Below are 14,954 nucleotides of genomic sequence, written 5' to 3'. Positions count from 1 at the left end.
TTTATTGAAGTTTTATTAGACTTCAACCTTGCTTAAGTTTCAAGTCCGCAAAAAAGCCCATGATGCTTCATGGGCTTAAGTGAAAAACAGGAGCGATACATGGTAGTGAAAATAGGCATTTAGGCTATACCAATCGCTCTTTCTAATAACCTTACTAATAATCCTTCATAGACTGTTTGACCGCATCAATCGCCGTTGGATTATCAAGAGTCGACATATCACCCGTTGGTTTACCTTCTGCCAATGCTCGAATAGCACGGCGTAAGATTTTGCCAGAGCGCGTCTTTGGTAGTGCTAGTGGAAAATAAACCGCCGCTGGGCGCGCTATACCGCCAAGTGACTTGACCACTGCGCCAATAATCTGCTGCTCAAGACGGAAACGGTTTTCAGTAGTAGCTACTTGTTCTTGGTCTCTTAGCACGCAAAAGGCAATGGGTAATTCACCTTTAAGTTCGTCATGGATACCCACGACAGCACATTCTGCCACCTCTGGATGAGTACTAATAGCCTCTTCGATTTCTTGGGTTCCCAATCGGTGACCAGCGACGTTAATAACATCATCAGTACGACCGAGAATATGGAAGTAACCGTCCTCATCAACAACCGCATAGTCTGAAGTCGAATATTGATTGCTATCCGCTAAGCTAAAGTAACTGTCAATAAAGCGCTTATCATTACGCCAAACCGTTGTTAAACAGCCCGGTGGTAAGGGTGCGCGAATCGCAAGCAAACCTTTTTCGCCAGCTTTACATGGCTCGCCGGTTTCTTCATTGATAACGTGCGCATCATAGCCATACATAGGATAGCCGGGCGAGCCTTGTTTATGTGGTTTATGATTGAATTTGGGCGTATTACTCAAAATCGGCCAGCCTGACTCAGTTTGCCAATAGTGGTCTAAAATGGGTACGCCTAAATGTTTAGTCAGCCAATTAGCAGTTGACTCATCTAGCGGCTCACCTGCTAAAAAGAATGACTTAACGCTTGACACATCATAGCGCGTCATCCAAGTCTCATCTTGTTTTTTAAGCATACGCACGCCAGTTGGTGCGGTGAATAGGATATTGACCTTGTTGGCTTCTACAATCCGCCACCATATACCAGGATTTGGTCGATGCGGTAGCCCTTCATACATGACACTGGTCATGCCTGCCAGCAATGGCGCATAGATAGTATAAGAGTGTCCGACTGCCCAGCCGATATCCGATATCGCCCAAAAAGTCTCGCCCGCCTGACCATCGTAGATATAATCCATCGAAGTCGTCAGCGCCACAGCATGACCACCGGTGTCACGCTGCACGCCTTTTGGCGTACCCGTAGTACCTGAGGTATAAAGCAAGTATGACGGGGTGTTAGATTCTAACCACACCGGCTCGACGATAGCATTGGACTCGCAACTGATACGGCGCTCAGTCGCATAATCGACGTCGATACTCTGCGCTTTAAAAGGTAAGATACCTCGATCAACGACTAATACATGTTCAGGCTTAATGGTTGCTTGCTCAACACCTTGGTTGACGAGGCTTTTATAATTAACCACCTTACCACCACGTAGACCCGCATCTACCGTAATAACCATTTTTGCTTCGGCATCATCCATACGAATGGCTAAGTTATGCGCCGCAAAACCACCAAACACGACTGAATGGATAGCGCCGATACGCGCGCAGGCCAACATCGCATAAGCGGCCTCTAAAATCATCGGCATATAAATAATCACGCGATCGCCTTGCTCGACGCCCTGTCTTTGCAGCACATCAGCAAAATAATTTACTTCTTTATAAAGGTCGTTATAAGTCAGGCGGCGCTTGGTATAGTCGGTGTAAAACTCAACGTTATTGCCCAAATCTTTGAAGGCATCTACCACGGCTGGATAGGTTTCTATTAACTCTTGATTGATCTCCGAGGATAGCCAGATAAAAGCATCCTGCTCGGCACGTTCTTCAAGGTGTCGATCGACACAGTTATAACAAAGATTGGTCTCACCGCCGACGAACCACTGAGCAAAAGGCAGATTGCTGTCATCAAGGATTTGCTGAGGCGCTTTATGCCAATAGATACGTTTTGCTTGTTCCGCCCAAAACTGCTCGCGATTATCAATAGAGGACTGATAAATATCAGCAAAGGTCTGAGTAGTATCTGATGATGCTTGGAAGGTTTCGGCAGAAACTTGATTAGCACTTTGATTGGTAGCTGAATTAGTGACTGCATTGATGGTTTGCTCGCTCATAATAGCTGTCCTTAGCGTAATGATGGATGATGCGATACGATTTTATTAAATAATATCATAATACAAGACTGGCTTTCCTTGCCAGCTATCCTTACTAGATCGAAAAAACCGATACATTATGTATCGGTTTAATGGGTATCGATTTAAAATGTAGCAGAGCTAATAATAAAGGTCAACTATTAAGCGTATATTTGCTTGATATTTTGACAGGCTCAAGCGACTTATAAGCTAATAATCCAATCCTATTATACTTCGGTCTGATTGTCATACATCTCACGCATCACTTTTTTGTCATGTTTGCCGACCGAGGTTTTTGGTAGCTCATCGACAAACTTAAACTGACTAGGCACACCGTATTTAGGAATAATACCGCGCTCCACTGCCTGCTGAGCAATCGCTTTGATATCTTCCGCTTTGGTATCTTGGCAAGCAGGCTTGAGTACGACTAATGCTAACGGACGCTCGCCCCACTGTTTATCACGGACACCAATCACTGACACATCAGCCACCGATGGATGCAATGATAAAATCGTTTCAATCTCTAATGAAGATATCCACTCACCACCTGATTTAATGACATCTTTTAAACGATCTGTAATTTGAATATAACCATCAGGGCGTATATAAGCGATGTCTTGGGTATGCATATAGCCATTCTCCCACAGCTCTTTACCGGCATCGTCATTTTTCAGATAGCTTTGGGTCAACCAAGGTGCTCGTAGCACCAGCTCGCCAGTATTATCTTTACCTTTACCAACCGACTCATTGCTTGTATTCCACACTTGAGCATCAACCATGAGCACAGGCTTACCTGTCATACAGCGACGAGCAATGTCTTCATCTTCAGTCATTTCAGGCTCATCTATACTAAATTCTGTCAAGCTAATGAGCGGCGCTGTCTCTGACATCCCATAGCCGGTATACACTTGAATATCCTGTGCCATTGCTGCTTTAGCTAAACCTTCGGTCAACCTTGAACCACCGATAATCATTTTTAGACCATTAAAGCTAGCATCACGATCTTGCGCTTCTTTGAGTACCATCTGCAGAATCGTTGGTACGCAATGGGTGATACTAACCTTTTCATTAATAATCAAATCCATTAACAGATCCGGTGCATAGCGTCCCGGATAGACTTGCTTGAGACCAACCATCGTCGCCGTAAACGGGAAACCCCACGCATGTACGTGGAACATCGGCGTCATCGGCATATAAACATCGCCATAGCTAACGCCTTGCTTGTTCGGTAGCATGCCGAACGTCGCCGCTTCTGTGAGAGTATGTAGAACTAATTGACGATGGCTAAAAAACACTCCTTTAGGATCACCTGTCGTACCCGAGGTATAAAAGGTCGTTGCGATAGTGTTTTCATCAAAATCTGGAAATTCAAACTCACTATTGGCGGCTTCTAGTAACGCCTCATATTCACCAGTAACACGGTTTTGATTACCGCCAAAAACCCCTTCGGACGTCACCCCATTATCATCGAGCCAAATAATATGCTCAATGCTGGAGTTTTCAAACTGATAATCTTTGACTAATGGCGCAAATTCAGAGTTGAGCATCAGCACTTTTGGTTTCGCATGATTAATGGTATAGAGAACTTTTTCTGGTGACAAGCGGATATTAACGGTTTGCAAAATGTACTGCGACATCGGTATCGCAAAATACGACTCTAAGTAGCGATGGCTATCCCAATCCATCACTGCGACCACGTCACCAGCATCAAGGTTCAAGCTGTCTAAAACATTGGCTAAGCGATTGATACGGTTAAATAGCTCTTTATAAGTGAAGCGTTTTTTATCCGCATAAACGATTTCTTGGTCAAGCGATACCGTTTTGGCACGGTTTAACAGCTGTTTGACCAATAATGGATAATCGTAGGCAGAGGGTGCGCTGTGGTAGATATTTGACATAAATCTGACGTCCTTGAAGTTTTTTTAGTTCATTTCAATGGCTTTTATAGCGCATCACTTTATTATCATTTAGCGTTATTATTTAGTATTGTCATTTAACATTGATATTTAGCATGGTTATCATTACTTGGAATAAAGCCTCTTTTGATAGTAGGAAAAAACCCAGACTATGTAAAGCCTTCTTGCGTAAGTATCATACGACTACAGATTCGATAACTATCATTTAAATATTCGTTTCATTATGCTATGACAAGTGTATATTAATTCGCCCGTACACGTGTTTTGACCATCCCAATGCTTGCCACTAACAATGCCAATATTTGTACAAACAATAATAACCAAACAGTAAGCGACCATTGTCCACGCGCATAAACGATACCGCATAACCATGCGCCCATAGTGCCGCCAGCGTAGTAACCCATATAATATAAACCAGAGGCCAAGGAGCGCCCTTTTTTAACATTCACCGCAATGTAACTGATGGTCGCGGCTTGGGTAATAAATACGCCTGATGACATAATGGCAAGCCCAACAATAATGCCCCATAACGGCGTCACAAGTGTTAACAGCACACCTATCATCGATACAACAACCGCGACTCGAACCGTTCTCGCAGCACCAAATCGACGTAGTAATGTGGTCGATAATGGCGTGATAATGACCCCGATTAAATACACTGCAAAAATATTAGCAAGCGCGCCCGTCCCTAATTCATATGGCGTACCAGCAAGATGAAGGTTAATAAAGGTAAAACAGCCCACTAGCGAAAACAACACACAGGCACCAAGCAGGCAGGCTGTCACTACATAGCGATTGGTCAAATGCTCACCGAGCGTCTGCATCGCTGAGCGAAAATTTGGATTGGCCACAAAGTGCCGTGACGATGGCAGCATCTTGCCGACCCACAGCGCACCGATAAGTGTCATAACTGCCATCACATAATAGCCTGCACGCCAGCCGATAAGCTCATGTAAATGCCCAAGTAAAAACCGACCCATAAAGCCACCCAGAACTGAGCCGGATACATAAAAGGACATCAGCTCTGTCACAGCCCGTCCCTCAAACTCCTCACCGATATAAGCGATTGTTACTACGGTAATACCTGGGACAGACAATCCCTGCATGAACCGCCACATACCCATCCAGCCAATATCCGGACTTTGGGCGATTAAAGCAGTGGGTATCGCTAAAAACAACAATGCTCCAACGATAAATGACTTACGCCCGACGGCATCAGACAGCATCCCTAAAAACGGCGACATAATGGCAATCGCCATCACCGTCGCGCCAACAATCATTCCGGCCTGCACCTCAGTGGCTGAAAAATCCATCATCAATACGGGCAAAATTGCTTGAATAGAATACACCTGCAAAAAAGCAAACATCCCAATCAAACCAATGGTGAGCTTTAATACCCATGAAGGTGAATAAAATGTCGGCTGTGTTTTAAGCGCTTGAATATTGCGGTTTGTTGGTGTGTTATCTTTGGCGTCGTTATTAACGCTGTTATTAGCATTGTTACTGATGCTGTTATTAATCGTATTATTCAAAGTAGTACTGACTATATTGGAGGCCTTTTTAGCTGAGGCTAGGTAGGCGTAGTTGATAGAAATGAGGCGATGATATATGAGCTGATAACCACGAAAAAAATCGTGGCTCATAATAAAACGAGTGACACATCATTTTATCACATCAAATAACAAACCCAGGTTTCGGTGTGTTATTTGCGTTTTGCTAAGCAAATAGTATCAACACTGCGTAGGTGACTGTTATTTTTGACAGCTAATGGATTACTGTCTACTATTATTGCGCTCTACGATACATTATTTGTAATAGATAAATTAGCTATTACATAGTATAACCTACAGAAAAAACAACTCTCATATAACAGACTATTTATCATGTTAAATAACAATTTTTTTCCACAGCTACTTACCGCTACGGGCGCATTAATTTTTTCTCTAAATGTGGCAGCGCTCACGTCAGACGAAGTACTAACCACAAAAACACTATCAACGCAAGTATTGCCAACATCGCTAGAATCAGTATCAGCATCAAAAAAACCAAACTGTATCGCTGATAGTCAAATCACTGCCGCTGAGCTTTCAAACACTCGTGATAACGGTCCTTTTTCTGTGGCTAGCAAGCATGTACCTCGCCAGCTAGCAAACGGCTTTGGTGGCGGAACGATTCATTATCCAATCAATGCTGGCGGTTGTGGTTTATTAGCAGGTATCGCGGTGATACCCGGTTATGTGTCTTATGAATCATCCATTAAGTGGTGGGGACCACGTCTGGCCTCTTGGGGATTTGTCGTTATTACGATCAATACCAACTCTATTTATGATGATCCAGATAGCCGTGCGACGCAATTGAGCGCAGCCCTTGATCATATTATCAATGACACTACAGTTGGCGCTCAGATAGATAGCAATCGTTTGGGCGCTATTGGTTGGTCAATGGGCGGCGGCGGTACGCTTCGGTTAGCGACAGAACGTCATACCGTTCGTGCAATTATTCCGCAAACGGCCTATCACGATAAAAACTATGGCGATATGAACACGCCAGCGTTGTTTATTAGCTGTCAGAACGATCGCATTGCCTCTAATAAGAAACATAGCAATGTCTTTTATAATAATGCCTCTGGCCCTAAAATGAAGATTAAGATAAAAAATGGTAGCCACTTTTGTCCAAGCTATCGCTTCAATGAGATATTACTTAGTAAACCCGGTATCGCATGGATGCAGCGTTACTTAAATAATGATACCCGTTTTGATAAATTCTTATGTAGTAAGGAAAACTATGGTAATAGCCCTCGTATATCGGGTTATGATTATAAAGATTGCGTATAGTCGCGTTGTTTAACAGCCGCGTTGTTCAGGGGCTGTAATACAGCACTGCATTACATTGCAATCTAAAACATCTCCCTAGTCATTTCTTCATTTTTACACATCTACATGGTTTCTATCTGTTTTAGTACAGACTTTGTTTACTTAAAAAACCATAATCTTAAAGTGTTATTTATTGATGACAGATATCATTCATTGATAAATAGTATTCATCTATTAATAAACAGTATTCAACAATCTAAGACGTTAAAAGCGTTAAAACCTATAAATAAAAAAATATTAAGGAATAATTCCAATGACTGATAAAATTTATGATTTAGGGGCAGGGTTTTGGAGTATACGGGGCTCATTTATTAAAAACAGCATAATCGATATCGGTGGGTAATCTGCTCTAATAAAGCTAGCATCGGGACGATTTGTATTTTTAGACAGCTATACGTTAACAGGTGAAGTTCGTCAGCAAGTAATGAGCTTGACTAATAACGGTCAGGATGTCGAAGCGGTGCTAAATATCCATCCCTTTCATACCGTACACTGCGCGCAAATGGCAAAAGACTTCCCGCAAGCTACATTTTATGGCAGCCGCCGCCATCTTGAGCAAGTACCAGAAATTAATTGGGCAGAGGATTTGGTCGAGAGCGATGCCGTTGCTGCACGCTATACTGAACTTGAATTCTCTCTCCCTAAAGGAATTTACTACATTGCACCCGATGACGCTGTCCATGCAGGCTCGCTATTGGTTTATCATCCTGCCAGTCAAAGTATTTATGTTGATGACACCTTTGAGATTCCTCCTTCTAAACTATTAAATGCGGTACAGCCTACTTTGGGCTTGCATCCGACGACTGAGCAGGCGCTGAAAGATGAGCCAAATGCAGGTCAGCAATATTGCGACTGGGCGACGGCACTGGCACATAAGTGGCGTGATGTACGATATTTTTGTGGCGCACACTCTGGTTTGGTTGAGTTTGGCGAAGGTGAATTTGAGTCCGCGCTAGTGTCTATCATTAATGGCGCTCGTGCTGAGCTTGAAAATTCATAACTATTCAAACACTTATTTAAAAGCATTTATTATATTGATAAATAGCATTCGCACTCTCAACCCACTTTTAAAAAAACATAAGGATAATAATAATGTCAGATAAAATTCATGATTTAGGTTCAGGGTTTTGGAATATACGCGGCTCATTTCGCGTTGGCGGTGTCATAAATATTGGCACTCAATGCTCACTGGTAAAACTAGCCTCAGGACGTTTTGTATTTTTGGACAGTTACGCTTTAACGTGTGAAGTGCGTGACGAAGTCATGGCATTAACCAATAACGGTCAAGATGTCGAAGCCGTGCTGAACGTCCATCCATTCCACACAGTACACTGTGCGCAAATGGCGAAGGACTTTCCGCAAGCCACATTTTATGGCAGCAGCCGTCATCATAAAAAAATACCGGAAGTACAATGGGCGGATGACTTGGTCGAAAGTGACGCGGTCGCCGAGCGCTATCCTGAGCTTAAGTTCTCCATGTCACAAGGCATTCATTATATCTCGCCCAATGAGATGATTCATGCAGGCTCATTGCTGGTATTCCATCCTGCCAGTAAAAGCTTACACGTCGATGATACTTTTATGAGCCCGCCGACAAAACTACTAGAGGCTTTGCTACCCGAGCTACTCCTACATCCTACGACCAAAAAAGCGCTGAGAAATGAGCCAAACGCTGGTAAGCAATACTGCGACTGGGCAACAAATCTGGCCCATGATTGGCGCGATGTGCGTAATTTTTGCGCAGCGCATTCATATTTGGTCAAATTTAAAGACGGTGAATTTGAAAAAGCGTTATTAAAGGCTATTGATAAAGCGCGCCCAAAGCTTGAAAACGCTTAGTACATGAGTGATATAGATAAAAAAAGGCTACCAAAACGGTAGCCTTTTTCTATGCCTCATTAATGTCGCTTCATTACTATCGTTATTCACAACTTGCTTTGCCAGTGCGATGGTTAATAGCACCATTAGCCTTAAGCAATTTTTGCATTTCTACATGACCACGCGTACAAGCATATGAGTATGCGCCTTGATTGTAAGAACCCATCTTTTTATCTTTGGTAGTCGCCACAAGATTTGGATTGGCACCTTTCGATAGTAAGTATTTCACCGTTTCGATGCGGTTGTTACTAGCAGCAACCATAATCAAGGTCTCACCATCACCTTCTAATGTTTGATCATTTAAATCTACTGGCTCTTGAGCATTTAATAAGTTATAAACCTTTTTTACAGCATTGGTGTTTTTACCCAGTGCGGCAGATTTTAGGACGTTATAGACATCCCCTTTATCAGTCGCCTGCAAACTTGCACCTTGAGCAATTAGATAATCAACAATGTCTTCGTAACCAATAAATGCCGCCCAACCTAACGCAGTTTGATCAAGATTACCCGTGTCTTTAACTTCTAAATTTTGGCCATTATTAACCATATATTTAACGGTTGCTAAGTCGCCATGCTTTACCGCATCGAACCATTTAGCATCTGCGCCTGTAGATGGTTTTTCATAAAAATCACGATAAGAAAGCTTGTCTTTATTAGCGATATCAAAGTTCTCAGCATCGCTGAAGCGAAAGCCTGTCTGCGGCATAGGAGCAACTTGAGTTGTTTGTATGACGCTATCTTTGGTTGTATTATTATCGGTATTTAAGCTTGAGCAACCTGTTAATAACATAGTAGCCATGACAGCCGACGCGCTCATTTTACAAACGAAGTTCATAACATAATCCTAGAAATAATATTCACTGGCACAGTAAAAAGTTAATCATAACTTAACAATAATAAGCAGGCAAATTAAAAATATTAAACAATGAATTTAGTGATTATCCTATTATTTTCTAGCTAGTTTTACATATGAGCTTTTTAAGCCTAATCACTTAAGCCTAGCTATGCACTCCTTAAGCTTAATAATCCTCAAGGCTCTTTAACAGCGGTAATAAGAAGCATGAAAAAGTTATAAAAAAAGCCTGCTAATATAGCAAGCCTTTCTTATTACTATTTACTATCCTACTTTAAAACCTGAGCGACAGTATTTCTATAAAACAACAACTCAGCTAACTCCGACTCATTGCTAATAATATCCGCCAACGTATAACGCTCAAGTACGCTGATAAAAGCGGTCAATGCTTCAAAAAACACCTGTTTTAGCTGACAGACAGGACTAATGACACAGCCTGATTTTACATTGTTTGCTGTCTCATCAATCAGCGTCAACGACAAATCTTTAGCGCTGGCTTCCTCATTACTACTGCTAGCGTTCACGGCGTTTTTACTATTGACAGGCTTTGGAGTAATCAATAAATCCGTAGAAAAGCACTCAACCAAGTTAAAGTCTGGTTCAATTTTTTTAATCAACACGCCCAAGTTAATATCCTTTGGGGCAAGTGCTAACCGAATCCCGCCATTTTTACCGCGGACACTATCGATGTAGCCAAGTTGTCCCAGCTGATGAATAATCTTGGTTAGATGACTTCTAGAGATATTGTAGCTGATCGCAATATCACTAATATTAGCCAATAAATGCGGCTCAGGCTTAATCGCTAAATAAATCAACGAACGTAGCGCATAATCACTATAGTTGGTCAGTCGCATGGTTAAGCGCTCCAATTTTTGAGGTGGATTTTAAATACCCTTATTTATCATCAAAGCAACCTTAGCTATTACATAAATAATTAAGGTTGCTTGAGTTACTATTTCTATCTACCCAAACCCCATTAACCAAATAAACCATCTGGTCTCTGACGTGCCAGCATCGGCAAATAACTGATGCAGAATATAACAAAGCAGGCTATCCAAGCACCTTGCGCTATCATTATCCATAACAGATAATGACCCATGTCAAACAAGGGTAAGAACACACGACTTACAAAGACTAATACCATCAGACCAAACATGATATTAACGGTTTTAGGAGGGGTATGAATACTACGCCCAGTATGACCGAGCGACACGCGCGCCATCATAGCCACAGTCATCATACCTACACCGGCAATCGACAAGCCATGTACCGCAATACTGTGATTATAACCGAGCCACGGCTGGAGTGCGTACAATATAAAGCTCATACACATACCCAAAAACGCGACATATAACGACCATAATAGCGGTTTTTGCCATATACCGCGATGATACCAACCCATCAAGCGGACGATATTGACCACTGCGACGCCAAGAGCACTGATGGTCAGAAAATACTTATTGGGATAAAATAAATCAGTGATAAAAAAAGCAAAGAAAAATAGTAAGCTTGCGATATCTTGTGCTTTATTATTGCGTACCGTCACCGTTTCTGCCACGCCTTTAGCGTTAGGTATACTGAGACCACGCTCAATAAAGAAAGGCACGACGCGGCGACCAATAGTCAATACCAAGCCAATGATAAGGTAAAAACCTAAATAAACGCCAACCTTCGTCATATTCATATTGGCGCTGATGATACCCCAATAGCACAAACCGTTGCCCAGTGTCAGCAGCGCAAGTTTCGCTAATATACCCATTTGCTTATATTGTTTAACTTGTAACACTGCTCGAAAAATCACAAAAGCCATTGTGCCTACAAACAACAAATCAAACACCGCAGCGGCATATAATAGCCATGCGCCACTACCAGCAACTGTGACGCCCAAACCAAATGCTATCCAGCCCAAACGTGCCAGTAACCAACAGCCAAAAATAGCCAACAACTTATAACCATGCGGCATCATGACGCCTGTCCACGTCTTCACCGCCGTTAATAAAAATCCCGCCACCACTGCCAATGCATAGCCATAAATCATTTCGTGACCGTGCCAATATAGCGGATTTAACGTTTGTGCCTCTATATCCGTATGTCCGGTAAATACAAACGCCCACAATACCATCGTTATAATGGCAAAAATTGCTGCTGCACTAAAAAATATCCGAAAGCTCAAATTTAGTATAGGATGTGGAGCACTCGGTGGCTTGCTGGGTAAATTGATAGATTGCATAGCAGACTTCTTATTATAAAGTTAGAAGATTTATCATAAAGATTCATTTTAGATGAATGTTATACATAATACAACCTAAACTATTTGACTGCTATCATTCATTAAAGTACTTATTCATACTAAAGTCATCGTTTATCTAAAGCTATAAACTACTTAAGCGAATATTATGTGAAACTCTAAAGTATCATATACCTTGATATTTGCCATTATTATTACCATCATAATCATCACTATCGGCATTGACTATCGTTAAGCTGACTGCTTAAATGGTTTATACCTAGGAGAATGTCATGACTGTAGAACACGCTGCCACTCAAAAACATAAAATCATTGATAAATTTTTGATAAAACTTACCCAAGAACAGCCACAAATGTACTATGCCACGACATCTGAAGTCGCGCGTAGCATTCATACTATGATAAAAGAACATACCAACCGCCTATCTGTAGAAGAACAGACGCTCGTTAGGCATATGACTATTGAAGAAATACAGGGTTTGTTAGGCTTTCATCTTAAATAATTATGCTCTAAAATATCCAAAAAAGACCGCTATTATGGCGGTTTTTTAATTTATATATTTTTTGACATACCAGTGTTTATATCATCCTAACTTGGCTTATATTGAGAGTTATGATTTATCATTCCTAACACTGGCTGCAGTATATTGAAATCTCCATTATGTTCTAAAGAGTTTGACATATTTATATTATTGTCTATTATATTCTTTATACCGAATATAATAGACAATAGAGTGATAAGATGATGCCAGATTGGGGTAAAACAACATGGAGCTTAATGACCGTATGTGCAATATTAATAATAGTAGCAACGCTTTTGAGGGTAAGTAAGGTCATTTAATGACTACCTCACGATACTAGCTTAATATATCTAGGTATTAGTAGAGCTAGGCAAGTCGTTTATGAATAAAGACAGTATTATGAAAATTGCGTTGGTTATTGTCACGTTATTGATTATTACCACTATTGTGCTAGTGAGCTTGTTGCATAGCGAGCTTGGCTAATGAGCGTATAGAACCAAAAAGACCGCCATCTAGGCGGCCTTTTTGGTTCTATAAATTTAAGACAAAGTATTTAAAACGAATTATTTAAAGCGAATTATTTAAAATGGCTGCTTTTAAAACGGATAGTCACGCGGTGTATGCTGGACTGAAATCCAATGCAAAGTAGTAAACTCTTCTAGTATCCACTCGCCATTAAAACGTCCGATCCCAGAGTTTTTCTCACCACCAAATGGCGCATTACTGTCATCATTGGCTGAAATATCATTGATATGAGTCATGCCCGCTTTAATACCGCGAGCAAAGCGTAGGCCTTTTTCCATATCTTTGGTAAATACCGCACTCGATAAGCCATACATTGAATCATTGGCAATCGATAACGCATCGTCTTCATCTTTAGCACGGATGATACCCACTAAAGGACCAAATACTTCATCACATGATAATTCCATCTCACGGGTCACTTCAGTAAAGATATGTGGCGGCACTACTTGACCTTTTATCTCACCGCTTAATATCATCTTCGCGCCTTCTTTCTGCGCTTTAGCGATTTTTTCTTTCAATGACTTCACTTGCTTATCATTGATAATAGGACCAACGGCAGTATCTTCTTTGCTAGGATCGCCAACGCTTAAGGTCTTAACATGAGCAAGGAAACGCGCTACAAAATCATCATAGATTTCATCTTCAACAATAATACGGTTGATAGCGATACAAATCTGACCTTGGTGCAGGAATTTACCAAAGGCCGCCGCTTTCACTGCTTGTTCAATATCGGCATCTTTTAGTACCACAAACGGGCTGTTACCGCCGAGCTCCAGTGCCACTTGCTTGATGTAGTCACCGCCATTCGCCAACTCACCGATATGTTTACCTACTGAAGTCGACCCCGTAAACGATACCAAACTTGGTATATCGTGGGTGACAATGGCGTCCCCTATCTCACTACCAGCACCAACAACCACATTAAGCAAGCCTTTTGGCAGACCAGCTTCTTCAAATATTTTTGCCAATAACAAACCACCAGTTATTGGCGTATCACTAGCGGGCTTAAGCACAACGGCATTACCCAATGCTAAAGCAGGCGCGATAGAACGCTGAGTTAAATGGAGTGGAAAGTTCCATGGACTGATAACCGCAATCACACCCATCGGTTCACGATAAATAAAGTTTTCTTTACCAGGCGTGTTAGAAGGACGAATCTCACCATGCACACGATTCGGAAAACTGGCTGCTTCAAGGGTAATCGCACGTGCACTACCGAACTCTACCATCGCTTTGATACGGGTACTGCCCGACTCTTTCACTAACCAGTCAACAATTTCATCTTGACGCTGATCAAAAATAGCGACGACTTTATAAAGTACACTAGCACGCTCGGCTGGCGTTTGCTGCGCCCACTCAGCTTGTGCTTTAGTTGCTGCTTGATAGGCTTCATCAAGCTGCTCTTTCGTTGCTTGCTGAATCTCTACCAAAGTATCACCGTTATAAGGATTGGTATCGGTATTGACACTATCGTCTCTACCTTTTTGCCACTTGCCAGCGATATATTGCAAATCGAAATCACTATAAGGGTTTGAATGAGTATTATTGGGAGTCATAATTATTCCTATTTTTTTATTTTAAAAATGTTATTTGAAATTTTGTTATTTAGAGTCATTTTATTCAGAAGCATTAATTTATTTAGTGGCATTGCGTTATTTAGGATCATTGCCTTAGCCATTGATAAGCAGTCATTAGATAGTAAGAAGTTGGTTAAAAATACACGTTAACAACTTACAGATAAAAAACGTAACTTGCTAGACGACTGGTCTAATGCTACCATAGACCTCATAAGAATAAGAACGCTTTATCAGTAATGTTTGTTGAAAAAACGTAACTTTTTCATTAATTATTTATTTCTATTAAAAATATGACGAACTAGAACACTCTCTAAGGAG

Annotated in this window: 11 protein-coding genes; 4 read left to right on the top strand and 7 right to left on the bottom strand. The window is 41.4% G+C overall.

Translation table 11 applies throughout. The annotated features are described in order from the left end of the window. Positions 1 to 154: 154 nt before the first annotated feature. From DABAL43B_RS06115 to DABAL43B_RS06105, 3 genes are all read right to left on the bottom strand, one after another. Positions 155 to 2,227 carry a propionate--CoA ligase gene (locus tag DABAL43B_RS06115; RefSeq protein ID WP_079691548.1) on the bottom strand — a complete coding sequence of 691 codons (2,073 nt, stop codon included), beginning with the start codon at positions 2,225 to 2,227 and terminating at the stop codon, positions 155 to 157. A 245-nt stretch (positions 2,228 to 2,472) separates the two neighbouring features. Then, on the bottom strand, positions 2,473 to 4,143 hold the full coding sequence (locus DABAL43B_RS06110; RefSeq protein ID WP_079691547.1) for a fatty acid--CoA ligase: 1,671 nt from the start codon (positions 4,141 to 4,143) through the stop codon (positions 2,473 to 2,475). A gap of 260 nt (positions 4,144 to 4,403) precedes the next feature. Continuing rightward, positions 4,404 to 5,804, bottom strand: a complete 1,401-nt coding sequence (locus tag DABAL43B_RS06105; RefSeq protein WP_264753839.1) for an MFS transporter — start codon at positions 5,802 to 5,804, stop codon at positions 4,404 to 4,406. 240 nt (positions 5,805 to 6,044) lie between these two features. On the opposite strand from DABAL43B_RS06105, the gene DABAL43B_RS06100 reads away from it, so the two are divergent. The 3 genes from DABAL43B_RS06100 (at position 6,045) to DABAL43B_RS06090 (ending at position 8,873) form a co-directional block, all read left to right on the top strand. Next, positions 6,045 to 6,995 (top strand): dienelactone hydrolase family protein, encoded by a 951-nt coding sequence (locus DABAL43B_RS06100; RefSeq protein ID WP_079691546.1) that lies wholly within the window; start codon positions 6,045 to 6,047, stop codon positions 6,993 to 6,995. Between the two features lie 463 nt (positions 6,996 to 7,458). Beyond that, positions 7,459 to 8,034 (top strand): hypothetical protein, encoded by a 576-nt coding sequence (locus tag DABAL43B_RS06095; protein ID WP_319823003.1) that lies wholly within the window; start codon positions 7,459 to 7,461, stop codon positions 8,032 to 8,034. A 92-nt stretch (positions 8,035 to 8,126) separates the two neighbouring features. Next, a complete protein-coding gene (locus DABAL43B_RS06090) occupies positions 8,127 to 8,873 on the top strand; it encodes a hypothetical protein (protein ID WP_079691545.1) in 747 nt (248 codons plus the stop codon). An 82-nt stretch (positions 8,874 to 8,955) separates the two neighbouring features. Here DABAL43B_RS06090 and DABAL43B_RS06085 read toward each other — a convergent pair whose 3' ends face one another. From DABAL43B_RS06085 to DABAL43B_RS06075, 3 genes are all read right to left on the bottom strand, one after another. Further along, positions 8,956 to 9,747, bottom strand: coding sequence for an ankyrin repeat domain-containing protein (locus DABAL43B_RS06085; protein WP_227516746.1), 792 nt, complete (start codon positions 9,745 to 9,747; stop codon positions 8,956 to 8,958). 287 nt (positions 9,748 to 10,034) lie between these two features. Next, positions 10,035 to 10,619, bottom strand: a complete 585-nt coding sequence (locus tag DABAL43B_RS06080; protein ID WP_079691544.1) for an Rrf2 family transcriptional regulator — start codon at positions 10,617 to 10,619, stop codon at positions 10,035 to 10,037. Between the two features lie 122 nt (positions 10,620 to 10,741). Beyond that, entirely contained in the window at positions 10,742 to 11,995 is a 1,254-nt protein-coding gene (locus DABAL43B_RS06075) for an NnrS family protein (protein WP_079691543.1), read from the bottom strand. 290 nt (positions 11,996 to 12,285) lie between these two features. Between DABAL43B_RS06075 and DABAL43B_RS06070 the strand changes: the two genes are divergently transcribed. Further along, positions 12,286 to 12,516 (top strand): hypothetical protein, encoded by a 231-nt coding sequence (locus DABAL43B_RS06070; protein ID WP_079691542.1) that lies wholly within the window; start codon positions 12,286 to 12,288, stop codon positions 12,514 to 12,516. Positions 12,517 to 13,130: 614 nt separating this feature from the next. Here the strand turns inward: DABAL43B_RS06070 and DABAL43B_RS06065 are convergent. Then, on the bottom strand, positions 13,131 to 14,615 hold the full coding sequence (locus tag DABAL43B_RS06065; RefSeq protein ID WP_079691541.1) for an aldehyde dehydrogenase family protein: 1,485 nt from the start codon (positions 14,613 to 14,615) through the stop codon (positions 13,131 to 13,133). Positions 14,616 to 14,954 lie beyond the last annotated feature (339 nt).

This window comes from Psychrobacter sp. DAB_AL43B, assembly GCF_900168255.1.
GTDB lineage: Bacteria > Pseudomonadota > Gammaproteobacteria > Pseudomonadales > Moraxellaceae > Psychrobacter.
Note: the sequence above shows the minus strand (reverse complement) of the source record. Positions and strands in the feature narration are given on the sequence as shown.